The sequence below is a fragment of the Gluconobacter aidae genome, assembly GCF_009547075.1.
Lineage (GTDB): Bacteria > Pseudomonadota > Alphaproteobacteria > Acetobacterales > Acetobacteraceae > Gluconobacter > Gluconobacter aidae.
The window spans coordinates 1-22,598 of record NZ_WIPH01000034.1; the positions used below are offsets into that span (position 1 = coordinate 1).

The following is a 22,598-nucleotide window of genomic DNA, read 5'->3' on the forward strand; positions in this document are numbered from 1 at the left end:
CTAGGAGAGAATATTCCGGGTGTCGTGCGAAATATTCATGTCCTGTCGACGAAAAGCAGGGCTCAGGGCGTGAAGACGACTGTCCTGTTGCCGTTGATGATGGTCCGGCGCTCAATGTGATACCGGACAGCACAGGCCAGAACGCGGCGTTCGATATCGCGTCCTTTGCGGATCAGGTCATCGGGGGTGTCCGCATGGGAAATGCGCTCCACGTCCTGTTCGATGATCGGGCCTTCATCCAGATCGCGCGTGACGTAATGGGCGGTCGCGCCGATCAGCTTCACGCCGCGCGCGAAAGCCTGATGATAGGGACGCGCGCCCTTGAAGCCGGGCAGGAAGGAATGGTGGATGTTGATGCAATGGCCTGACAGGCTGGCGGCCATCTCATTGGACAGAACCTGCATGTAGCGCGCGAGAATGACCAGTTCGGCCCCGGTCGCGGCAAACAGCTCCAGAATGCGCGCTTCCTGCGCGGGCTTGGTGTCTTTCGTGACGGGAAGGTGGTGGAACGGGATGCCGTAGAAATCCAGATCCGCGAACACGTCGCGGGGATGGTTTGACACGATCGCGACCGGCGCGATCGACAGTTCCCCGATGCGCCAGCGATACAGCAGATCGACCAGACAGTGATCGAAGCGCGACACCATCAGCAGGACCTTCGGTTTTACGCTCCGGTCATGCAGGGCCCATTCCATGCTGAACGTCGCACCCAGAACAGCCAGCGTGTCGCGAAGCTGCTGCGTGCCGGTCTGGCCACCCGTGATCTCGAAGACGATGCGCATGAAAAAGATCGTGCTGTCCCGGTCGTCAAACTGCTGGGCTTCGGTGATGTTGGCGTTCAGTTCCGCAAGCCTGCCGCTGATTGCCGCCACGATGCCCGGGCGGTTGGGGCAGGAAAGCGTCAGGACATAGGTGGTCTGCGGAACTGATGGGGCCGTCATGGACTGTCTTTTCTCGTCTTTTTTAAAGCCTGCCGTCCTCAGACGGTGAAGTATTTCGCCCGCGGGTTCAGCATCACGAGCGCCGAGGTCGACTGTTCGGGGTGGAGCTGATAGCCGTCCGAAAGCGACACGCCGATGCGTTCGGCATCCAGCATTTTCAGGATCGGTTCCTGATCCTCAAGCCGCGGGCAGGCGGGATAGCCGAAGGAATAGCGTGAGCCGCGATAGGACTGCGAGAGCAGCTTCTCCATGTCGCGGTTGTCGTCGCCCGCGAAGCCCAGCTCGGCGCGGATACGCTTATGGGTATATTCCGCCATGGCTTCCGCCATTTCGACCGACAGGCCATGCAGGTACAGATAGTCCTGATAGCGGTTTTCCTCGAACCACACCCGTGCCAGATCGGAGGCTTTCTGCCCGACGGTCACGACCTGAAGCCCGACCACGTCGCGGACACCGTCGCTGATATCGCGCACGAAATCGGCGATGCACTCGCCGTCATCCTTGGGCTGTCGCGGCATGGTAAAGCGTGCGGCCTCCGTTTTGCCGTCCTCTTCGAACAGCACGAGATCATTCCCGTCGCCCGCGGCTTTCCAGTACCCATAGATCGCCTGCGGCCGGATGATGTCCTGCTCGGCACTCAGCGCCAGCATGCGCTTCAGCACGGGGCGCAGTTCGATCCTGGCGTATTCCATGAATTCGTCGAGCGAGCGGCCCTGTTTCCGGAAGCCCCACTGGAACTGGTACAGCGAGCGCTCATTGAGGAACGGCAGAACCGCATTGGGCGTCGCTTCGAGCACACGCCCACCCCAGAAAGGCGGTGTAATGACAGGCTCGGAGCCTGAAATCCGCTCACGCCGGGCCTTGGCGGCCTCGCGATCCACGACGCCAAAGCCGCGCGTTTCCGCGATTTCCGGTGCGCGCGCCGTCTTGCGGCTCGCCTGGCTGGCGCGGCGTGTCTGGATCGCGCCCAGATAGGAATCGAGTTCCTTGTTGGCGATCCTGTCCATCAGGCCCAGACCGTCGAACGCGTCGCGCGCATAGGCCACGCGCCCCGGTTCCCCGGCGCCATAGGAGCGGGCGCATTCTTCCTCGACGTAATTGCGCGTGAGGGCCGCGCCGCCGAGAATGACCGGAACGTCAAAGCCCTGCCGGTGCATTTCCTCAAGGTTTTCGCGCATGATGACCGTGGACTTCACCAGAAGCCCGGACATGCCGAGCGCATCCGCCTTGTGCTCCTTCACGGCTGCGATCATATCCGCGAGCGGCACCTTGATGCCCAGATTGATGACCTGATAGCCGTTATTGGTCAGGATGATGTCCACGAGGTTCTTGCCGATGTCATGGACGTCGCCCTTGACGGTGGCGAGCACCATCGTTCCGCGATGCTGGCCTTCCACGCGCTCCATGTGCGGCTCAAGCCACGCCACGGCGGTCTTCATCGTCTCGGCGGATTGCAACACGAACGGGAGCTGCATCTTGCCCGACCCGAACAGCTCGCCCACGACCTTCATCCCATCGAGCAGGACATTGTTGATGATGTCGAGCGCCGGCATTTCCGCCATCGCGTCTTCGAGATCCTGTTCGATGCCCTTGCGGTCACCGTCCACGATTCGGTCTTTCAGGCGCTCCGCCGGGGTTTCGGCGCGGCGCTTCTTGACGGCATCGGCGGCCTTGCGTCCGGCGAACAGTTCCAGCAGCTTCTGGAGCGGATCGTAGTCTTCGGTGCGACGGTCGAAGATCAGGTCTTCCGCGACCTTGACCTCTTCGGGGGCAATCAGATGCAGCGGACGGATCTTGGAGACATGGACGATCGCACCCGTCATGCCGGCCTTGACCGCATGATCCAGGAACACCGAGTTCAGCACCGCACGCGCGGCAGGGTTCAGGCCAAAGGAGATGTTCGACAGGCCAAGGATGATCTGGATATCCGGGAACTTGTCGCGGATCAGCCTGATGCCCTCAAGCGTCCACTGCCCGAGCTTGCGGTCGTCTTCCACGCCTGTGGCGATGGTGAAGGTCAGCGGGTCGATCATCAGATCAGACTGCGGCAGCCCGTATTGATTGCACGCAAAATCGACCAGACGTTCGGCGATGCGCAGCTTGTCCTGCGGCTCCTTCGCCATGCCGACTTCGTCGATCGTCAGTGCAATCATCGCCGCGCCGAACTTGCGGGCCAGCTTCATGCGGGCATGCGCCTGTTCCTCACCATCCTCGAAGTTGATCGAGTTGATGATCGGCTTGCCGCCATGCAGCTTGAGCGCGGCCTCGATGACGGGGGTTTCGGTGGAATCGATCACCAGCGGCGCATTCACGGACGACGTAAAGCGCGTGACGACCTCGTTCATTTCACGGACTTCATCGCGCCCGACGAAGGCCGTGCAGATATCGAGCGCGTTGGAACCCTCTGCCGCCTGTTCGCGCCCGATGGCGACGCAGCCATCCCAGTCATTGGCCTCCTGAAGCTCGCGCCATTTCTTGGAGCCGTTGGCGTTGCAGCGCTCGCCGATGGAGAAATAGCTATTCTCCTGACGGAGCGGCGTCTGGGTGTAGAGGCTGGAGACCGATGGCATCCAGACCGTGCTGCGCTTGATCGGGGCAGGGCGCAGTTTCGTGCCACCAAGGCGACGGAGCATCCCGTCCAGCGCCTGAATATGCGGCGTGGATGTGCCACAGCAACCGCCAATCAGGTTCAGTCCGTCCTCCTGAACGAAGCGCTCCATCCAGACAGCCATTTCTTCGGGGCTGAGTGGATAGACGGTCTTGCCGTCCACAAGCTCGGGAAGGCCGGCATTGGGCTGCATGGAAATGAGGCCAGGCCAGTTTTCTGACAGCCAGCGCACATGCTCGCCCATTTCCTGCGGGCCGGTCGCGCAGTTCAGGCCGAGCGAGGGGACGTCCAGCGCCTGAACGGTGGTGGCGGCCGCGGCGATATCGGGGCCGACCAGCAGCGTGCCCGTGGTCTCGACCGTGACCTGTACGAAGATCGGCGCATCGGAGCCGAGTTCGACCCGCGCAATCTTGGCAGCATTCACCGCTGCCTTGATCTGGAGCGTGTCCTGACACGTCTCGATCAGGAACCCGTCAACGCCGCCATCAATCAGTCCGCGGCACTGTTCGACCAGACCGGCTTCCAGGTGGTCATAGGCAATGTTGCCCAGCGTCGGCAGTTTCGTGCCCGGGCCGATGGAGCCGATGACATAGCGGTGCCGTCCGTCCGAGAATGTCTCGGCCGCCTCACGGGCCAGCGTGGCCGCAGTGCGGTTGATTTCGCGCGTGCGGTCCTGAAGCCCGAACTCCGCCAGCGTGACGATGGAGCCGCCGAACGTGTTCGTCTCCACCATGTCCGCCCCGGCTTCGAAATAGCCGCGATGGATTTCGCGGACGAGTTCCGGGCGCGAGAGGTTCAGGATTTCCGTGCAGTTTTCCTGCCCCCAGTAATCGCGCTCGACTTCCAGATCCAGCATCTGCACCCGCGATCCCATGCCGCCATCGCACAGCAGGACCTGATCGGAGAGGGCGTCAAGCAGATGGGGGCGTGAGGACATGGGGGGCGGGCTCTGTAATTGGGAATGACGGAGGATGGACTGGTCCCGGCTCGGGGCAGCGCCTCTATACACGGTCAGGGACAGGAGGGTGTAGCAAAACGGTTCCGCCCCGGCAAAGAGGCAACAGCACGAAAATGCTGCCTGCTCTGTGCGGGACTGCTACAGAAGGTCGCATGACGTCTTCCGCCACCGCGCTGATCCCGCTGACCCTCCTGTCCGATCCGGTGGAATGGCCCGCAGCACGCAGGCGCAACGCCCTGCTGGTCGGTGATCCCGGGGCAGAGGGCGGATGGGGCAACGTGGCCGATAGACCGGCTGTTTCACCCTTTATGAGCCGTCATGTGGCGGGATGTCTGTGTTGCACCCGTGATCCTGTTGCCATGGTTCTGGCGCAGGTCTTTCAGGATCGGGTGACTGGCAGGCGGCCTTTTTTTCGGGAAGTCGCGGTTCTGGTTGGGGAAAAGGATCTTGTGGCGATCAGGCAACAGCTTGAAAATGACGTTCTGGTCCGCGCCCGGTACAGGCTTGCGCCCTGAGGGTTTTGAAGATCGGGTCTATGCGCCTGAGGGACTTCGGGATAACTGGACGACATGACGACAGACGCAAATCAGGATGGCGAGCAGGACGGGCCGCTCCGGCAGCGCAAGAAGGACCGCACCCACGCCGCGCTGGTGCGCGAGGCGATGCGCCTGTTCTCCACCCATGGTTACGAGGAGACGTCCGTCGACGAAATTGCCGAGGCCGCGCAGGTTTCCCGGCGCACTCTGTTTCGGTACTTCCCTGGCAAGGCAGATATTATTCTGGCCTGGACCGGAAGCGTGACCACAATCCTGACCGAGGCCATTCGCGACGTGCCGCTGGATGTTCCGTTACAGGATGCTGTTCTGGCCGGACTGGTGCCGGTCGTGGCGTGTTATTCGTCTGACAGGATGGACGCTTACGCCGTTGTCAGGCTCGTGGAAGGGACGCCCGCCCTGCGGGACATGGCCCTGCGTCGATATTCCGAATGGGAAGAGACGCTGGCGACTGCGCTGATCGCCCGGCTGCCCGCCACCGAAATGCCGTCTCTCGCGGCCCGGCTTCTGGCCCGGACGGCGATCGCGACGTTCCGGACCGCGCTGGATGAATGGATGAAGACGGGGGGGAAATCCGATCTGGAAGCCATCCTGCGCCGGACGTTCACGCTCCAGCCCCTTCTGTGGCAGAATGACTTCCCCCTGAGCTCGGGCTGAACCTCAGAGGTCCAGCTCGATGCTGAAGTGATAGGTGCGCGGCAGACCGGCCACGGCGGAGTTCGTCGCACTGCTCACGCCATTGATGCTCGACGGATAGACGGACGCCCAGTAGCTCTGGTTCGTAACGTTGTTGACCCCAAAACGGAACACCAGCGGCTGTCCGTAGGCATGGGTCGCGTAACGCGCGCCCAGATCCAGCGTGACATAGGACGGCGCGAAGGTCGTGTTGTACACATTGGCGGCGCGGCGGCCCATGTAATGAACGTTCGCGTTGACGGCGGCGCCTTTCAGGAAGGGCAGCCGATAATCCAGCAGCGCGTTCGCCATCAGCGGCGGGACACCTACGACCTGCTTGTTGGAGGTCTTGGTGGAGTTCGTGTCCAGAAGCTGTGCGTCCAGCCAGGTCATGCCGCCGAGGAATGTCAGGTTCTCGGTGATGTTGCCCGAAGCCTGGAACTCGACGCCATAGTTCCGCTGGTTGCCGAAATTGCCATAGACATTCGTTGCCGGGTCCACAAACCCGAACGGGCGCGACATGCGGAAACCGGCGATGTTCACCTGCATGCGCTTCGCGATCAGGATCTTGTAACCGACCTCGTATTCTTCCGAGAGCAGCGGGGCCGTGACTTCATTGACATTGGCCGACCCCGCAGGCGCCGTCGTTCCTGCCTGAAGCGAGCGCCCCCAGGTGAAATACAGCGTCTGATTGTCTGTCCGTTTGTACATCAGGCTCGTCATCGGGCTGAACGCGGCCGAGCGCGTATAGCTGGACGTCTTGGTGCCGGTCTTGGCATAGTTGTTCGTGCTCAGCCAGCTCCAGGCGAGCGACCCCATGATCGACCAGTGCTTGCCCAGAGAGATGGTATCGCCCGCCAGCAGCGACTGGTTCATCGTATCGGCGGATTTGTAGCGGCCGGAATAATAGGGCTGGGTGCTCGCGAATCTCTTGGGGTGGCCGATCGTGGCTTCACCCAGCGTGATGGTTCCGGTGGATGAGGTCGGGTTGTAGTTCCCCATCACGTAGCCGTTCGTGCCAAGCTCGATCTGGTGCCGCAGGGGCCCGGTGCGGAACTTGCCGTTCAGGTAGGCCATGTTGCTGCCGGCCACGAAGTCATTGGCCGTGAGGGCCGCGGAGACCGTCTGCTTGTACAGGCCGGCGGAATTGAGAAGCTGGTTGGACGTGCTGAAGACGTTACGGGCCGCATTCTGCCACAGACCACCGAGCTTGAGGCTCCAGTTGTCGTTGAAGTTATGGATGATCTTGGCCATCGCCGTGTCGGTTTCCATGTTATAGCCCGCCTGTGGCTGACCATAACCCTTCTGGCCCAGATCCGGCGCCTGGGGCAGCTGGATCGCGGTGCTGTATGCGAAACCGCCCGGATAGCCGCGTTCGGCGTAGGTATACTGGCTGGCGTCGATCTGGATGACGGTTTTGGGTGAGAGATGGATGTCGAAATCGCCGCTGACGAGATCACGCCGCAGATGCGAACCTTCGACATAGCCTTCGCCGTTCTGGTTCAGCAGGTTCAGGCGATAGCCGAACCACTTGTTTCTGCCTACGCGCCCGGAAACATCGGCGCTTTCCAGCGGGGCACCAATGGAGTCCGTGCCCACGACGAAGCGTTCGGTCATGCGGTCGGTCGGGCGCTTGAGTGTGAAGTCGAACGTACCCGCCGGGTTCTGCGGTCCATACAGCGCGCCTGCCAGACCGTTGAGAACCTGAAGGCTGTCGAACTGTTCAGCGGCGTAGGGCGTGGTGATGACCATGTTCAGCCCGTCCATGCGGGTATTGGCAATCACGTCACCTTCAAAGCCACGGGACTGCGGGCGGCTGGTGTTCGGATCGCCGCGCATCTCAAGCTGCGCGGATGGAACATAGGCTACGAGATCGTTGATGTTGCGCGACTGCTGGTTCACCAGAACATCATGCGGTACGACCATAATGGACATCGGTGTATCGAGGACCGAGCGTGTTCCAAGGGGGCCAAGCGCCACGTCCTTGGTCCGGTAATCCGCTGCCGTGCCCGAACCGTTGCGGCTGCGAACGATGATGGTCTCGGCCTTTGGTGTGGCAGGGGCGGTCTTGGCCGGGTGTGCGGGATGTACCGCTTTCTGCTTGGAAGAAGCCGGTTGTGTTTCCGCTGCCAATGCTGGCAGACTGCTCAGGACAGAGCCGGAGAGAAGGCAAAGCAGCAGGCGTGCGGATTTCATGGCGGTCGGTCCTGATTGGTCTACGTCGTAAAGCTAAGCTTTCCTCTCTGTATTTTGGCACTCAGTGTCAAAAAGATTCGCCCGGAGTCGTGCTTTTGCGACCGGGTTTGTTCGTGGCTGTTTCCTGAAAGATACAGATGTGGCCGATTTTACCGGTCTGCATCCATCCGATCCACGATCGTCAGGGCATCCTGCCAGTTCTCCGCACGCGGACTCCAGGTTTCCAATGCGTTATGAGGGGCCGCGAAAAGAACGCCCTGTCCCTGAAACCGCCTGAAGTGACGCAGGTTGTCGTCGATCATCACATCGGCGGCCAGAATGCTCTTGTCGCCGCAGAAAACGATGTTCAGTGGCGAGATGCAGGGAAAATGTTCCCGAAGCCAGGCAAATTTGGGCGCGCAGGACGCTGGATATTCCATGGCGGCCGTCGTGATGAAGACTTCGCAGGTTTCGCACAGGGCTGAAATGGCATCCTGTGCGCCTGGCATGACGCCGAGTGAGGCAAAAAAATCACCCTGATGCAGCATGGCTTCCATGGCTGCATAGTCTTCAGGGGAGACAAGATCCTTGAAGTGGCGCCCGCGCAGTTCGGCATCGGTCCACTCATAGCCGCAGGTTCTGCGGAACCACGCACGTTGCGCGGAGAACGCATCGGCCAGGACTTCATCCATATCGACGGCCAGACGCAGGCGGAAGGGGGTCATGGGAAGCTCCGGAACTGAAGAAGAGCAAACTTCGTCCTGATCGGGGGGCAAGGCAAGGGGGTGGATATCGGGAGTGATAAAAATAAATGATTACTTTAATAAAAGCATTTCATCTCCTGATGAATAAGTATTTCAAATGTGTCATTCCGAACAGAAAACGCTTTACTTAAAGTAAAATATTCTTGTTCTGTATTTCAGTAACTGCAAGCGTGGGGTTCTGTTGTCGGATGGTCCGGTTCAGAACTTCTTTTTCCAGAAGAGGACGGATCGGCACCTGTAGAAGGAAAACCATCATGTTTCGTAAATATGAAGAGAATTTCCGTATCGTTTCCGCAGTTCAGGGCGCCGGAAGCGGCAGTTCCGGCAATCCGGGCAATTTTTCGCAGGATCGCGAAAAGGCATCGGAAGCCGGGCGCAAGGGCGGCCATAACAGCCACTCCACCAAGGGGGCATCCTCTTCCGCTGGTGGTGAACATTCAGGCCGGGGCTTCGCCAGGGACCCGCAAAAGGCGTCCGAGGCGGGGCGAAAAGGGGGACAGGCGTCCCATAAATCCTGATCCGCTTTCCCGATCTCTATCGCAAGGCCTGCCGTGGGAGTGTCTCCGGCAGGCTTTGTGCCGAGTGGATCACTCCTGATCGGGCGATCCCGTCCCGAAGGTCAGTCCGATCGTCGCAATCAGCGGAGTGTAACAGGCATCCGACCGGATAACCGTTCTGCACCGCAATTTCCGGGGCGGGGGGGGGATGCATGTGGGGCTGGGTGTCCGATGGCAGGATTTCACCATTGGTCATAATATTGGGCTGCCACGGTCGGTCATGAAATGGACCGGCACATAATCCCCGATCCGCACGGCGCCGAGGTTGATCTCGCGGATCATGGTCGTTGCGTATCACTCGCCATCCGCGATCAGTATGAACAGGATCTGCGACGATGCCAGAGCTTTGCCCGTTTTGACCCGCGACAATGGGGGATGAGCACGCTTCTTCATTCGGTGGGTCCCATAGTCCGTGTCGAGACCGTGACCCTCATGAAGTAATCTTCGCCCCGCTTGAAGGGCTGCGGGGCATCCGATAAGCAGGCTCGGAAAAATCCCTGTTTCTTCAGCTTCTGGCCCTTTGGACATGACTTTGCGGACGCCCCTGATCCTTTCCTTCGGCAGCATCAATATCGATCTGACGGCCCGCAGCCAGCGGCTTCCGCGCCCGGGTGAGACTGTTCATGCCGAGAGCTATGCGATCGGTCTGGGCGGCAAAGGCAGCAACCAGGCGGCCGCGGCCGCGAGGCTGGCGCAGGCATTTGACGTGGATGTCGCGCTGGCGGGACGTGTGGGATGCGATGCGTTCGGGGCCCAGGCCCGGGCCAGCCTTGCCGGGTTCGGGGTGGATCTGTCGCCCCTGCGGGATGATGCGGAGAACCCGACCGGGATTGCCCTGATCGGGATCGATGCGGCAGCCGAAAACTGCATCACCGTCGCCGGTGGGGCGAACATGGCGGTGGATGAAACGGATATCGTGGTCGCGGCACCCTGGCTGGATCGGGCGAAAATCCTGCTGCTTCAGCTTGAAATCCCTCAGTCTGCCGTTCTGGCTGCGGCGCGCCGGACCCGGAGCGCGGGCGGCCTCGTCGTGCTGGACCCGGCACCTGCGCCGGAGCATGGACTGCCCGAAGCGCTGTGGTCCGAGATTGACGTTCTCACGCCCAATGAAAGCGAAACCTTCAGCCTGACCGGCATCCGTCCCACAACAGTGGAAGAGGCTCGCAGGGCCGCGGAAATCCTGCTGGCGAAAGGTGTGCGGGCGGTTCTGGTGAAGATGGGGGCGAAGGGTGTGTTCTGGCATGACGGGACCGGATCGGGTCATCTGCCGCCATTCCGGGTTGTTCCGATCGATACCGTGGCGGCCGGAGACTGCTTTAACGCCGGTCTGGCTGTGGCGCTGGCTTGCGGGGAAAGCCTGCCTGATGCCGCACGGACCGCGTCCGCCTGCGGGGCTCTCGCCACGACCCGGCATGGCGCCGCTGATGCCGCGCCGGAATGGAATGAAGTCGCATCCCTGATCCGGGTTTGAAAAAACCCTGCTTGCGGCATTGGTTTTTTGGGTTCAGGGTCCCCGCCAGAAAATTTCAGAATGGACCCATGGAGAAATGACCAGAAAACGCATTATCTGGATGGTTTTGTCCGGCGCTCTCATGACAGTGTTTTTTCTGGTCGCCTGCATGACGACGACCATGGATGCCGCCGGCCATATTCATGCCAGCTATTTCTGGATGACCGGCTTCGTTATTTTCGCCATCGTGCATGTGTACTGTACCTGCATGTCCAAATGATCCCCGGTTAACTTCGGTTTTGCGCAGATACGAAAAAAGCAGGGCTCCGTAAGAGCCCTGCCTTTACTGGTCTGGAAGGTCGTGCGGTCAGTACGGTCCGTGGCCATATCCCGGAGCCACGGCACCTGGTGGCGGAGGCGGTGGGGGCGGCGGAACAGGCGCGCCCGGTTGGACCATTCCGCCGTTCGCAGCCACGACGCCCGCGATGAGACCTGTGGCGAGAGCCGTCAGCAGGAACTGGTTGCCGTAGCGCATCCAGTAATAGCCTCGCGGCGGGGCATAGAGGCCGCGATAACTGCGCCAGTTGTTCACGGCCCAGCGATTGCCACGAGGACCGTCATAACGGTCGCCACGACGCCAGATGCGGTTCTGTCCGCCACCAGGACCACCACCGCGGAAGTCTCCGTGACCGCCGCCGGGCCCTCCCGGACCGCCGTCACGCGGATCGGCAGAGGCGAGAGGCGTCGCGGCGAGGATGCAGGCAGCCATCAGTCCTGCAAAAAGTCTTGTCTTCATAACGCACCTTCAAACCCAGTCCAGTCATGACCGCCCGGCTGAAACGGCCGGGGACATGCTCTGAACTGTCATAAAGCCCTTCAAGCGTGGCTGGAATATGGCTTTTGGACCGCGCGATGTAACGGCCCGGAAGAGCCCCGGTTTCTTTTGGTGTGATGGAAAGGTCGGGGAGGGTCTTCACCGGCTTTCCGTGTGATACAATGTGCGCTTATGTTCGTTTTCTCACATTCTTTCTCTGGACCGTGCCATGCCTCAAGAGCCTTCTCAGACCAGCCCTCGACAGGACCGGATCGTGCGTCTGGTCCGCAGTCAGGGCTATATGGCCAATGAAGACATGGCCCAGCATTTCGGCGTTGCGGTCCAGACCATTCGCCGGGATGTGACCTATCTCGCCGGGCTGGGCCTGCTGTGCCGGCACCATGGCGGCGCGACACCGGTTTCGACGGTGGAAAACCTGGATTATGACGCGCGTCAGATTCTCAATTCTTCGGCGAAGGACGCAATCGGGCGTTATGCCGCCTCACTGATTCCAGACCGTTCTTCGCTGTTCATCAATATCGGTACCACGACGGAAGCCTTCGCCCGTGCGCTGACAAACCACAGGGATCTGCGGATCGTGACGAACAATCTGCATGTCGCGTCGCTGGTTTCCGGACGGGCGGATTTTCATACCGTCCTTGCCGGTGGGCAGTTGCGACCGCGGGACGGGGCCATTCTCGGGGCGACCGCCATCGAGACCCTGTCGTCCTTTCGCACGGAATTCGGCGTGATCGGGATCAGCGGAATCGAGGAAGACGGAACCCTGCTGGATTTCGATCTGAGCGAGATCCAGTGTGCGCGAACGATCATTCGCAATTCACGGCGCGTCCTGCTTCTGGCCGATCACGCCAAGTTCAGTCGCCATCCCATGGGGCGTGTCGGCAATCTTGAGGATATTGATGATCTGATTACCGACCGGCCGGTCTCCGAGGCGTTTCAGCGCCATCTGGACGCGGCAGGCGTCACGCTTCATCTGGCTGAAAATAACGCCTGATTTCTTATCGCTCCACACTATTGCGTTACGAATCACACAAAATACTTTCTTTATCGCTCAACATGCTCCAAAACGAACATTGACCGCTCGTTTTGGAGCGTGATGACAGGAGAGTGTGATGTCATCGATTCACGAGGTTTCATCCACGGTGGATTCATCCATGCCTTACGACCTGCTGGTTGTAGGTGGCGGGATCAACGGCTGTGGCATCGCGAGGGATGCCGCGGGCAGGGGAGCGAGTGTGCTTCTCGTCGAGCAGGATGACCTTGCAAGCCATACGTCGTCCGCAAGCACCAAGCTGATTCACGGTGGCCTGCGTTATCTCGAATATTACGAATTCCGGCTGGTCCGCGAGGCCCTGATGGAGCGCGAGCGTCTGCTGAAGATCGCACCGCACATCATCTGGCCGATGCGCTTCGTGCTGCCGCATTCGAAAATGCTGCGTCCGGCTTGGCTGCTGCGGACGGGACTGTTCCTGTACGACCATCTGTGCCCGAATATGACGCTGCCGCGAACGAAGGCTCTGAACCTGCGGACGGCTCCGGCAGGAAAGCCGTTGCGTTCGGAATATGTGCGCGGTTTCGAATATTCGGATGGCTGGGTGCAGGACAGCCGGCTTGTCGTTCTCAATGCGATGGATGCCGTGCGCGTTGGTGCGAAGATCGAAACGCGGACCCGCCTCGTCAAGGCCGTGCGTGGACCGCAGGGCTGGACCGCCACGCTTGAAAACACCCGCACGGGCGAGCAGAGCACGGTTCAGGCCAAGGCGCTCGTTAATGCGGCAGGTCCGTGGGTTGCCGAACTGCTGAAGGATCGCCTGAACGTGCCGAGCCGCAACCGCGTGCGTCTGGTCAAGGGTAGTCATATCGTGGTGCCGCGCGTTTTCGAAGGGGCGCAGGCTTACATTTTCCAGAACCCGGACAAGCGGATTGTTTTCGCCATTCCCTACGAGCAGGATTTCACCCTGATCGGCACCACGGATGTTCCGTGGGAGCAGGATCCGGGTCATGTCGAGATCTCGCCTGACGAAATCACCTATCTGTGCGAGAGCGTGAACCGCTATTTCACGAAGACCGTCCGTCCTGAGGATGTCGTCTGGACGTATGCCGGCGTGCGTCCGCTTTATGACGACAATTCGGGCAATGCTTCGGCTGTCACGCGCGATTATGTCCTGGATGTGGATGCGACCGCCGCGCCGATCCTGTCGGTTTTCGGGGGCAAGATCACGACCTTCCGCAAGCTGGCCGAACACGCTGTCGAGAAGCTCGCGCCGCATCTTCCGGTCCTGCGCAAGCCCGGCTGGACAGATGGCACGCCGCTTCCGGGCGGAGAGTTCGCGCCGAAGGATTTCGACGCCCAGCTCAGCCGTTTCCGGGCTCATGCGCCGCATCTGTCCGAGCGCACATCTTGGCGTCTGATGCGTAATTACGGCCTGCGTGCTTATATCATCGCCACGTCCACGCCCGAAGGAATGGGCCAGATGTTCGGTGACACGCTCAGTGCCCGAGAGGTGGACTACCTCATCGACAACGAATGGGCCCGTACCGCCGAGGACATCCTGTGGCGTCGTTCGCGGCTTGGCCTGTTTGTCAGCGATGCCGATCGCGCCGCCCTTCAGACCTATGTCGAAGGGCGACTGCAAGGGGATGCCACCCCTGATTCCAATCCAGGCCAGGTCGCACGTCAGAACGTCGCCTGAGCCTTATCGCTTCCTTTTTCGTGGCGGATGACAGTCATGTCAGAAAACAGGCGTTACCTTGGTGAACTCCTTTCGGAGTTCTTCGCTGTCGCAATCATCATCCTCTTCGGAGATGGGGTTGCGGCCATGTACTCGCTCTATGATCCCAGTCCGTACAAAACGGCCTACTGGGGCGTGTGCATCGTCTGGGGTCTGGGCGTGACGGTGGCGATCTATGCCACCGGCGCGATCAGCGGCACTCATGCAAACCCGGCGGTCACCCTTTCACTGGCCATGTTCCGTGGCTTCTCGTGGAAGAAAGTGATTCCTTACATGAGCGCTCAAGTACTCGGCGGCTTCGCCGGTGCGGCGCTGGTGTACTCGCTTTACGTGCCGGTCATCGACCACTTCAACATGGCGCATAACCTAACGCGCGCCGTTGATGGTGGCTCGGCTGGCGTGTTCTTCACCCATCCCGGTGACTTCGTGACGGTGGCGCATGCGTTCTGGGACGAGCTGGTCCTGACGGCGGCTCTGGTCTTCGGGATTTTCGCGATCACCTGCCAGTACAACACGCAGGCTCCGCAGGCGAACTCCAGCGCGCTTATCATTGGTCTGCTGGTGGCGATCATCGGTGCGTCCTGTGGTTATCTGGATGCTTGGGCCATCAATCCGGCCCGTGATTTCGGTCCGCGCCTGTTCTGCTTCTTCGCAGGCTGGGGACAGAGCGCGCTACCGGCTCCGGGCAATTACTTCTGGGTTCCTGTCGTAGCGCCGCTGGTCGGTGGCCCGATCGGTGCGGCCCTGTACCGGTTCGGCCTGCGTCCCTTCATGCCGCGTTATCTCGAACAGACCATCACCGTGGCGCCGGACGGGATCAATCCCGCCGAGCCGGTCCTGGTCGTGTCCAACCCGGACGACCCCGCGTTTCCCGTCGTCAACCGGGTCTCCTGAAATCCGTCTGAAACCCTTCGAACTTCCAAGACCTTTCGCCGGAGAACACATCATGAGCAAGAAAGACTGCATCCTCGCCATTGATCAGGGCACGACCTCGACCCGCAGCATTGTCTTCGGAAAAGATGCGCAGGCTCTGGCCATTTCCCGCCGCGAGTTCCCGCAGCATTATCCCGAGCTGGGCTGGGTCGAGCACGATGTCGAGGACATCTGGCGTGATGTGCTCGCCACCGCGCGCGAGACGATCGATGAGGTCGGAGGGCCGGAGCGCATTGCGGCTCTGGGCATCACCAACCAGCGCGAAACCATCGTGATCTGGGACCGCGAGACGGGACGTGCCATCCATCGCGCGCTCGTCTGGCAGGACCGCCGCACGGCGCATGAATGCAACCTTCTGCGCCAGCAGGGCAAGGAAGCCATGGTCCGTGAAAAGACCGGCCTGCTGCTGGACCCGTATTTCTCGGCGAGCAAGATCGCCTGGCTGCTCGATCATGTCCCCGATGCCCGTCGCCGCGCGGAAGCGGGCGAACTGGCGGCTGGCACGATCGACAGCTTCCTGCTGTGGCGTCTGACCGGCGGCAAGCGTCATGCGACGGACATCACCAATGCCTGCCGCACCTCGCTGTTCAACATCCACACGCAGGAATGGGACGAGGAGCTTCTGAAGCTCTTCAATGTGCCGCGCGCCCTTCTGCCGGAAGTCTGCGACAACAGCAGCGATTTCGGTGAGACGGAAGCCAAGCTGTTCGGCGAGAAGATCGCCATCGGCGGCATGGCGGGCGACCAGCACGCCGCTGTCATCGGGCAGGCCTGCTTCCACGAGGGCATGGCCAAGGCGACTTATGGCACGGGCTGCTTCATGCTGCTCAACACCGGCGAGAAGCCGATCATGTCCAACAACCGGCTGCTGACCACGATTGCCTATCGCATCGGCGGCAAGACCTTCTACGCGCTGGAAGGTTCCATCTTCGTGGCGGGCGCCGGCATCAAGTGGCTGCGTGACGGGCTGAAGCTGATCACGCATGCTTCCCAGACCGACGATATGGCGACCCGCATCCCGGACAGCCATGGCGTCTACATGGTGCCGGCTTTCGTTGGTCTTGGCGCTCCTCACTGGGACCCGGATTCACGTGGTCTGATCTGTGGCCTGACGCTTGGTTCCACGCAGGCGCATATCGCGCGTGCCATGCTGGAATCCGTAGCTTACCAGACCTATGACCTGATCCGCGCCATGCGTGAGGACGGGGCCATGCGCACCAGCATCCTGCGCATCGACGGGGGCATGGCTGTCAATGACTGGTTCGCCCAGTTCCTCTCCTCCATGCTCAAGGCCGAGGTCGAGCGTCCGGTCAATATCGAGACCACGGCCCTTGGCGCGGCTTTCCTTGCCGGACTGCAGGTCGGACTGTGGAAGAGCCTGGATGAAGTCGCAGCTACCTGGAAGCAGGAGCGTGTTTTCGCACCGAAGATGGACCCGGCACAGCGCCGGATCATGATCGATGGCTGGCACGATGCTGTCCGCCGGACACTAACGCCTCCCGCTCCAGCCGCGAAGCCCTCTGCGGGCGTCACGTCTATCCGGGCGGCCTGAACTCGCGGGAAAGCCTTATGAAAGCTGGCGCATCGAAGGATACGTCAGCCTTCTCATGGAATAGATATAATAAAAACAAAATTATTAGAATAATAATATCCACAATATTTACGGATGTTGTAATATTGATGAAATTTATGTGCTGAAAAATCCTTTTTTCCTGATCTGCGTCAATAAAAGATCTGAATTGAAGCCCCTGAATCCGTTAGGACGTGGCGTTTGCGGTATGGAAAACAGGCTATGAAAGCAGCAGAGAAGCGCTCCTTTGGACGGAGCGGAGTGGATGTTACCGCCTTCGCACTCGGAACTGCCCCGCTGGGAAATTTTCTGCGGGAGGTGGACGAAGACGCGGCACAACACATGATCGCTCGTGCCTGGGATCACGGAATCCATCTTTTCGATGCGGCGCCGATGTATGGTCATGGGCTGGCGGAGCTGCACCTTGGTCAGGCGCTGCGATGGAAGGACCGTGATGATTATGTGCTGACGACGAAGGTTGGTCGCGTTCTGCATCCACAGGCGCGAAGCAGGATCGATTTTACGCCGTGGAACAATGCTGCAGCAAACTCCATGGCTTTCGATTATACCTATGACGGTACGATGCGTGCCTTCGAAGACTCCCTCCAGCGCCTGGCCCTGGAGCGCGTTGATCTGGTTTTCATTCATGATATCGACCGTTTCACGCATGGTGATACACAGCCGGAATATTTTCGGTAGGCGATGGATGGAAGCTGGCGCGCCCTCGAAAAACTGTGCTCCGAAGGAGTGGTCAAAGGGATCGGTGTCGGCGTCAATGAATGGCAGGTCTGCCATGAGTCGCTCCGGCAGCGCGATTTTGACTGTTTCCTCCTGGCGGGACGTTACACGCTGCTCGAACAGGATGCGCTGGAGGGCTTCCTGCCGCTCTGTGAGGAGCGCGGCGTCACCCTCATTGCCGGCGGCGGGTTCAACTCCGGAATTCTCGCTACCGGCGCTGTGCCGGGGGCAAAATACAACTATACGCCCGCTCCATCGGACATTCTGGAGCGTGTCTCCCGGATCGAAACGGTATGCAGGGAGTATGACGTGCCGTTGCCTGCTGCCGCGCTCCAGTTCGTCGTGGCGCACCCCGTCATCAGATCATTCTGCGCGGGAACCCGGACTGTCTCTCAACTGGAGCAGAATCTCGACTGGTTCCGCCGCCCCATACTCGCGGAATTCTGGGAGGCCCTGAAACGCAAAGGTCTTCTGGCGGAGAACGCTCCGGTTCCGAAGGCGGAAGAGCCCATGGAAATGACCGTACACTGAGGGTGTGACGTCGCGGTCGCGTCCTGCATGCCGGTTACTTCACGGGACTGCGACGCCCTACCCAACGTCCCGTCGTTTGTGGATTTCCGGGCGCATGTGGACGAAAGACGCAGAGCAATTCTCAGGCCGCAAAGAACTGGCTGGATCTCACGCCCCGGACAGCGCGGCGACAGGCGATCGCACTGCCATCCCTCAAAGCCCACGATGTCGATCCATGGAAAGCTCCTGAAGATGAGGAGACATCATTCATGATCCGAGCGTTTTTCGAAAAGAGATCTCCGGAGTGAAATCAGGCGCTTTTATGGAGTTCCGGCTTTAATCTTGCGGGAGGTGGCAGTATCCTGCCTGTCAGCCCGGAAATGAACGAACGCGACTGGCGTGTTTGTTCCGTCCTCTGCCGGCAAACAGGAAGAATATCCGCATGACCGTCCCGCAGCAATCCAGCCCTTTTTTCCAGCAGCTGCGTCAGATCAACGGCGATCGGGGATTTCTTGCAAATCTGGGCGGTTTCTTCTGCGTCAGTTGCATGATGGGACTGGGCAACCTGTTCAGCCAGTCCCTGTTTCATGAAAACATGGCATGGCTTCTGGGGCCGCTCATGGTCATGATCGCGCTGTATTTCTTCCTGCCGTATTTCATCCTGCTGCTGACGAACAGGCGCTCCAGCGAAGGCTGATCCCGGACAGTTCCACAAAAAAGGGGAGATGGGCCAGGTCCGTCTCCCCTTTCTGCCGCGCGGAACGGGCAGGCGTCAGTGCTGCGTATGTTCCTTGCGAACCTGGGCGACCTGATCCGCCGTCACATGGTAGGTGCCGCTGCCGAAGGTCTTGCTGACATAGTTCACGAGGCTCGCGACTTCCTCGTCATCCAGACGCTGCACATCCGACGTGCTGCCGAAGGCAGGCATGCTGGCATGGCCGTCCGCCGTCTTGCGGTTCACGCCGGTCAGGATCGTCATGATCAGATTGTCCGGACGACCGGTGCCCACAACGGAGTTCTTGTACAGGGACGGCGCATACTGATCGGCCGTACCTGCACCATTCTGCCCATGACAGGCAGCGCAGTTGGCGTCGAACAGGTTTTCCGGACTCTTGTGAGACAGGTTGTCGATCCGGGTCAACTCGCCTGAGCGCAGGTCAGGGATATCGTTCGCCTTGCCGAAGGCATCACGCGGCTGATGATCGGCCGTGTCGTCAATCGGCTTGACCTGAAGCACGAAGGCCGCAAGCGCGTGCAGATCCGCATCCGTCAGATGGCTCGTGCTGTGCTCGACGGCCTCGCCCATCGGGCCGGCCGCCTGGCTTTTGCCCTTGACCCGTCCGGTGCGCAGATACTGGACGACGTCGTCTTCGTTCCAGTCTCCGATCCCGCCGGTCCTGCTCGGGGTGATATTCGGCGCATACCAGCCACCAACCGGGCTTCCCGCCAGGAACTCGTCGGATTTCTCCATGAGCATCACGTTGCGGGGGGTGTGGCATGTCCCGCAATGCTCAAGCGCCGTGGCCAGATATTTGCCGCGCCGCAGCTTGTCATAGGTCGCGGAATCGCCGCTTTCCTGCTTCTCGCTGCCCGCCAGCATGTTCCAGCCCGACAGGGTCAGGCGGATATTGCTGGGAAAGCTGAGCTGGGTTGCGGGCGGCGTTTCGGCAACGGGTTTGACCCCGTTCATGAACCAGACATAGAGCGCGTGAATGTCCTGATCCGTCATGCCTGCATAAGAGACATACGGCATCACGGGATACAGGTTCTCGCCATCGCGACGCTTGCCGCGACGCAGGGCCCGCTCGAAGTCATGCTCCGAGTACTTCCCGATTCCATGCTCCGCATCGGGCGTGATGTTCGTGGAAATGATGTCGCCCATGGGGGTTGCGATCTTCAGGCCGCCGGCGAACGGCGTCCCGCCCGGCCTGGTGTGGCAGGCGATGCAGTCCGCAGCCGTGGCAAGATAGGCACCCCGGTTCATGACGCCCTGATCCACATCCGTCGCCCGCGCGGCAGGGGCGCACAGTCCACCCAGAACCGTTCCACCAATAAGAAAAGACCAGAAAACGGTTTTGAAATCAGGCATGGAGCAGTTCTTTTTTCAGCGTATCGGCAACACGAAGCGCAAGGGCTGCGACGGTGAGGGTAATGTTCCCGGTTCCGACCGTGGAGAAGACGGACGAACTCGCGATGAACAGATTCTTGTGGTCATGCGTCCGGCAATGGCCGTCCACCACGGAATCCCTGGGGTCCACACCCATGATGGTGCTGCCCGAGGGATGATCCTGCGGGAAGTAGCCCGGCGTCCACTGCTCGTCCGTGCCGTGCATCAGGCCGATTAGGTTTTTGAACAGGCCGCGTGTGTGCTCGCAGCTACGGACGGTATATTCCGGCAGCTTGTAATAGACATCCGGATGCGGGATGCCGAGCGCGTCCTTGTGCGTCGTACTCAGCGTCAGGCGGTTGTCCGGATCGGGCAGGGCCTCGTTATGGCTGAACAGACGGACCGTGTGGGAGGCCAGATAACGGATCTGCTCTTCCAGGTTCCTGCCGACATAACCCTTTGAAATCGCAAGCTGCGTTGCGAAGTCGACCTGATTGTCATCGACCATGTGCACGAGATATGCGCCGCGATCACCGCGCCAGTCGCCATCACGGAAATTGTCGATGACGTTGGTTTCGAGCGGACCGCGTCCGGGCCACAGAGCCTTGTCGCCACTGATGAACGTCACCTGCACGCCGGTATGGTCCATCATGTTCCGGCCGACATGGCCCGAGCTGTTGGCGATACCATCGGGGCTCTGCTCGTCTGCCGAAACCAGCAGCAGCTTGGCCGTCTCGATGCAGTGCGCGGCGATCACGAAATACTTGCCGGTCACACGGTGCGAACCCTTGTCCGGATCGTAGTAGTGAACGGCCGTCACCTTCTTGTTCGCGCTGTCCCGCTCGATTTTGTAGACGACTGCGTTCGGGATGAACTTCGCGCCTGCGGCTTCGGCGTGATAGACGGAATATCCGCCGTTATACATCGCCCCGATCGGGCAGATCGGCATGCAGTTGTTGTGTCCTTCGCAGGTCGGGCGGCCGTCATAGGGCTTCGTGTTCCGGGCCTGCGGCTCATGCACGACGCGATAGGGCGTCTTTTCGCTGATAAGCTTGCGGAACTGCTGCGCCGCATAGGAAATCGGCAGGGCTTCCATCGGGTAGGGCTGCTTGCGCGGGGAGCCCAGATCTTCGACCTTCGGGTCCGGGCCGCACACGCCCATCATGACTTCGGCCTGATAATAGAAAGGCTCAAGGTCGTCGTATTTCAGCGCCCAGTCACGGCCCTGACCATAGCGGCTTTTGAGTTCGAAATCCGATGGGAGATAGCGCCATGCACATCCGGCCCAGTGCCAGGTCGTGCCGCCCATCATCCGCAGATAGACCTGCTGATAGGCTTCCGCGTTCGGGCCGCTCGTATGCAGGTATTTGTTGGGCGTCATCTGGTTGGGCGGATGCTCGGCCCAGGGCGTGGACGGGAAAGGCCCCTGATAGGAGGGTTTGTTTTCCAGATTGCGGAAATTATCGACGAAATGCTGCCGGTCCACACGCGGCCCGGCTTCCAGCACGATGACGGAAATGCCTGCGCGCGCCAGTTCGTTCGCAATGGAACTGCCCGCAACGCCGGACCCGACGATCACGACATCGGCGGAAAGATTCTGATCTGAAGACATAGGAGATGCTGTTCCCGCTCTCAGGTAGGTTCCACGTCGAACTTGGAGGGCGTCAGCGCGGGCGCGCCGGTCGGCCTGTCGACTTCAGGCGGCTGCGTCGTCCAGTAGAACGGGCCGCCTGCGGCATAGGTCTTGGGGTAGATGGCGTCCTTGGTGATGTCGAACATCAGCGCCGAGCGATAGACCACGACCTTGCCGTCCGCGACGCCGCGATACCAGCCGGTCATGAGGTCATGAATGACATCCTTGAACGCCGGATCGGCCTGTTCGGCAGCTTTGGCGAAGGCGGAGGCGCTCTCGTGGGTTCCGCCGTCCAGCAGGTCAGCCAGTTTTGAGAGCTGGGCCTTGCGCTCGGGACCCGACTGGAGAATGCGCTCATAAAGCGCCTTTCCGATCCGCGGGTCGAGAGAGGGGCGGTCCGTCAGGCGTGTCGAGACCTTCATGAAGCGTTCAAGTTCAGGATCGGCGCCGGTTGCAGGCTCTGCGGCCACGACATTTCCAGCCGCCAGAACACCCATGCCAGCCATGCCTGTCATCAGCGTATCACGACGTGACATCCGCATCAGCCAGTTCAGGCGCATGGCATTGGGAGAGGAAACATGGAGGTCAACAAGAGGGCAGTGACGATCTTTCGTCATGTAAAATCACTCTTCGCATACACTCGAGACTGATGACAGGACCGTGATCCGCGTCACCTTCAGAGGTCCGCAGCCTACAGCGACAACGTGATCATGCAACCGTGATCGGTCAATTATCCGGAAATAATCCCGGAAAAATACAAGTCTGGAAGAGATGTCGGGGAAGGATAACCAACGGAAACGCTCATTGTCTTATTGTGGTTTCCAAGGTTTTCCGAAGATCTGCGGAAGGATTTATTAC

The 22,598-nt window shown here is 60.4% G+C and carries 18 protein-coding genes and 1 pseudogene; 11 read left to right on the plus strand and 8 right to left on the minus strand.

Translation table 11 applies throughout. From position 1 onward, the window contains the following. Positions 1-62 precede the first annotated feature (62 nt). Together purU and metH are read right to left on the minus strand one after the other, a co-directional pair. A complete protein-coding gene (purU, locus tag GFJ39_RS11550; protein WP_153431474.1) occupies positions 63-941 on the minus strand; it encodes a formyltetrahydrofolate deformylase in 879 nt (292 codons plus the stop codon). 38 nt (positions 942-979) lie between these two features. Next, positions 980-4,486: a methionine synthase gene (gene metH, locus GFJ39_RS11555; RefSeq protein WP_153431475.1), complete on the minus strand. Its 3,507-nt coding sequence runs from the start codon at positions 4,484-4,486 to the stop codon at positions 980-982. Positions 4,487-4,659: 173 nt separating this feature from the next. Between metH and GFJ39_RS11560 the strand changes: the two genes are divergently transcribed. Together GFJ39_RS11560 and GFJ39_RS11565 are read left to right on the plus strand one after the other, a co-directional pair. Then, the gene (locus GFJ39_RS11560; protein ID WP_153431476.1) at positions 4,660-5,022 is read left to right on the plus strand and encodes a hypothetical protein; all 363 of its coding nucleotides are present in this window, start codon (positions 4,660-4,662) and stop codon (positions 5,020-5,022) included. A 54-nt stretch (positions 5,023-5,076) separates the two neighbouring features. Continuing rightward, positions 5,077-5,718, plus strand: a complete 642-nt coding sequence (locus tag GFJ39_RS11565) for a TetR family transcriptional regulator (protein ID WP_153431477.1) — start codon at positions 5,077-5,079, stop codon at positions 5,716-5,718. A gap of 3 nt (positions 5,719-5,721) precedes the next feature. Here the strand turns inward: GFJ39_RS11565 and GFJ39_RS11570 are convergent, their stop codons facing one another. Both GFJ39_RS11570 and GFJ39_RS11575 read right to left on the minus strand, forming a co-directional pair. Next, on the minus strand, positions 5,722-7,932 hold the full coding sequence (locus tag GFJ39_RS11570) for a TonB-dependent receptor (RefSeq protein ID WP_153431478.1): 2,211 nt from the start codon (positions 7,930-7,932) through the stop codon (positions 5,722-5,724). Positions 7,933-8,081: 149 nt separating this feature from the next. Further along, a complete protein-coding gene (locus GFJ39_RS11575) occupies positions 8,082-8,636 on the minus strand; it encodes a 5' nucleotidase, NT5C type (RefSeq protein ID WP_153431479.1) in 555 nt (184 codons plus the stop codon). Positions 8,637-8,929: 293 nt separating this feature from the next. On the opposite strand from GFJ39_RS11575, the gene GFJ39_RS11580 reads away from it, so the two are divergent. The 3 genes from GFJ39_RS11580 (at position 8,930) to GFJ39_RS11595 (ending at position 10,962) form a co-directional block, all read left to right on the plus strand. After that, positions 8,930-9,193, plus strand: coding sequence for a con-10 family general stress protein (locus GFJ39_RS11580; RefSeq protein ID WP_153431480.1), 264 nt, complete (start codon positions 8,930-8,932; stop codon positions 9,191-9,193). A 565-nt stretch (positions 9,194-9,758) separates the two neighbouring features. After that, positions 9,759-10,703, plus strand: coding sequence for a ribokinase (locus GFJ39_RS11590; RefSeq protein ID WP_153431481.1), 945 nt, complete (start codon positions 9,759-9,761; stop codon positions 10,701-10,703). 121 nt (positions 10,704-10,824) lie between these two features. Further along, positions 10,825-10,962, plus strand: coding sequence for a hypothetical protein (locus tag GFJ39_RS11595; RefSeq protein ID WP_153431482.1), 138 nt, complete (start codon positions 10,825-10,827; stop codon positions 10,960-10,962). Between the two features lie 87 nt (positions 10,963-11,049). Here the strand turns inward: GFJ39_RS11595 and GFJ39_RS11600 are convergent, their stop codons facing one another. Then, positions 11,050-11,478, minus strand: a complete 429-nt coding sequence (locus GFJ39_RS11600; protein WP_153431483.1) for an RcnB family protein — start codon at positions 11,476-11,478, stop codon at positions 11,050-11,052. Positions 11,479-11,725: 247 nt separating this feature from the next. On the opposite strand from GFJ39_RS11600, the gene GFJ39_RS11605 reads away from it, so the two are divergent. The 6 genes and pseudogenes from GFJ39_RS11605 to GFJ39_RS11630 all read left to right on the plus strand — a co-directional run bounded on the left by GFJ39_RS11605 (position 11,726) and on the right by GFJ39_RS11630 (position 18,697). Beyond that, the gene (locus GFJ39_RS11605) at positions 11,726-12,511 is read left to right on the plus strand and encodes a DeoR/GlpR family DNA-binding transcription regulator (RefSeq protein ID WP_153431484.1); all 786 of its coding nucleotides are present in this window, start codon (positions 11,726-11,728) and stop codon (positions 12,509-12,511) included. A 118-nt stretch (positions 12,512-12,629) separates the two neighbouring features. Beyond that, complete coding sequence (glpD, locus tag GFJ39_RS11610; protein WP_153431485.1) at positions 12,630-14,210, plus strand: glycerol-3-phosphate dehydrogenase; 1,581 nt, start codon at positions 12,630-12,632, stop codon at positions 14,208-14,210. A 36-nt stretch (positions 14,211-14,246) separates the two neighbouring features. Then, positions 14,247-15,143 (plus strand): MIP/aquaporin family protein, encoded by an 897-nt coding sequence (locus GFJ39_RS11615; RefSeq protein ID WP_153431486.1) that lies wholly within the window; start codon positions 14,247-14,249, stop codon positions 15,141-15,143. 52 nt (positions 15,144-15,195) lie between these two features. Next, a complete protein-coding gene (gene glpK, locus GFJ39_RS11620; protein ID WP_153431487.1) occupies positions 15,196-16,734 on the plus strand; it encodes a glycerol kinase GlpK in 1,539 nt (512 codons plus the stop codon). Positions 16,735-16,974: 240 nt separating this feature from the next. Next, positions 16,975-18,021, plus strand: a pseudogene (locus GFJ39_RS11625) (aldo/keto reductase). 421 nt (positions 18,022-18,442) lie between these two features. Beyond that, complete coding sequence (locus GFJ39_RS11630; protein WP_153431488.1) at positions 18,443-18,697, plus strand: hypothetical protein; 255 nt, start codon at positions 18,443-18,445, stop codon at positions 18,695-18,697. A gap of 75 nt (positions 18,698-18,772) precedes the next feature. Here GFJ39_RS11630 and GFJ39_RS11635 read toward each other — a convergent pair whose 3' ends face one another. From GFJ39_RS11635 to GFJ39_RS11645, 3 genes are read right to left on the minus strand one after another with little or no spacing between them, the layout of a single operon-like run. Continuing rightward, on the minus strand, positions 18,773-20,089 hold the full coding sequence (locus tag GFJ39_RS11635) for a c-type cytochrome (protein WP_153431489.1): 1,317 nt from the start codon (positions 20,087-20,089) through the stop codon (positions 18,773-18,775). Next, a complete protein-coding gene (locus GFJ39_RS11640; protein WP_153431490.1) occupies positions 20,082-21,719 on the minus strand; it encodes a GMC family oxidoreductase in 1,638 nt (545 codons plus the stop codon). Before GFJ39_RS11640 ends, GFJ39_RS11635 begins: the two co-directional genes overlap by 8 nt. A gap of 20 nt (positions 21,720-21,739) precedes the next feature. Beyond that, entirely contained in the window at positions 21,740-22,357 is a 618-nt protein-coding gene (locus GFJ39_RS11645) for a sorbitol dehydrogenase family protein (protein WP_153431491.1), read from the minus strand. Positions 22,358-22,598: the final 241 nt, after the last annotated feature.

What these genes read in the sequence shown, in the direction of transcription:
- purU (WP_153431474.1), bottom strand. Translation starts at nt 941, where the DNA reads ATGACGGCCCCATCAGTTCCGCAGACCACCTATGTCCTGACGCTTTCC.
- metH (WP_153431475.1), bottom strand. Translation starts at nt 4,486, where the DNA reads ATGTCCTCACGCCCCCATCTGCTTGACGCCCTCTCCGATCAGGTCCTG.
- GFJ39_RS11560 (WP_153431476.1), top strand. Translation starts at nt 4,660, where the DNA reads ATGACGTCTTCCGCCACCGCGCTGATCCCGCTGACCCTCCTGTCCGAT.
- GFJ39_RS11565 (WP_153431477.1), top strand. Translation starts at nt 5,077, where the DNA reads ATGACGACAGACGCAAATCAGGATGGCGAGCAGGACGGGCCGCTCCGG.
- GFJ39_RS11570 (WP_153431478.1), bottom strand. Translation starts at nt 7,932, where the DNA reads ATGAAATCCGCACGCCTGCTGCTTTGCCTTCTCTCCGGCTCTGTCCTG.
- GFJ39_RS11575 (WP_153431479.1), bottom strand. Translation starts at nt 8,636, where the DNA reads ATGACCCCCTTCCGCCTGCGTCTGGCCGTCGATATGGATGAAGTCCTG.
- GFJ39_RS11580 (WP_153431480.1), top strand. Translation starts at nt 8,930, where the DNA reads ATGTTTCGTAAATATGAAGAGAATTTCCGTATCGTTTCCGCAGTTCAG.
- GFJ39_RS11590 (WP_153431481.1), top strand. Translation starts at nt 9,759, where the DNA reads ATGACTTTGCGGACGCCCCTGATCCTTTCCTTCGGCAGCATCAATATC.
- GFJ39_RS11595 (WP_153431482.1), top strand. Translation starts at nt 10,825, where the DNA reads ATGACAGTGTTTTTTCTGGTCGCCTGCATGACGACGACCATGGATGCC.
- GFJ39_RS11600 (WP_153431483.1), bottom strand. Translation starts at nt 11,478, where the DNA reads ATGAAGACAAGACTTTTTGCAGGACTGATGGCTGCCTGCATCCTCGCC.
- GFJ39_RS11605 (WP_153431484.1), top strand. Translation starts at nt 11,726, where the DNA reads ATGCCTCAAGAGCCTTCTCAGACCAGCCCTCGACAGGACCGGATCGTG.
- glpD (WP_153431485.1), top strand. Translation starts at nt 12,630, where the DNA reads ATGTCATCGATTCACGAGGTTTCATCCACGGTGGATTCATCCATGCCT.
- GFJ39_RS11615 (WP_153431486.1), top strand. Translation starts at nt 14,247, where the DNA reads ATGTCAGAAAACAGGCGTTACCTTGGTGAACTCCTTTCGGAGTTCTTC.
- glpK (WP_153431487.1), top strand. Translation starts at nt 15,196, where the DNA reads ATGAGCAAGAAAGACTGCATCCTCGCCATTGATCAGGGCACGACCTCG.
- GFJ39_RS11630 (WP_153431488.1), top strand. Translation starts at nt 18,443, where the DNA reads ATGACCGTCCCGCAGCAATCCAGCCCTTTTTTCCAGCAGCTGCGTCAG.
- GFJ39_RS11635 (WP_153431489.1), bottom strand. Translation starts at nt 20,089, where the DNA reads ATGCCTGATTTCAAAACCGTTTTCTGGTCTTTTCTTATTGGTGGAACG.
- GFJ39_RS11640 (WP_153431490.1), bottom strand. Translation starts at nt 21,719, where the DNA reads ATGTCTTCAGATCAGAATCTTTCCGCCGATGTCGTGATCGTCGGGTCC.
- GFJ39_RS11645 (WP_153431491.1), bottom strand. Translation starts at nt 22,357, where the DNA reads ATGACGAAAGATCGTCACTGCCCTCTTGTTGACCTCCATGTTTCCTCT.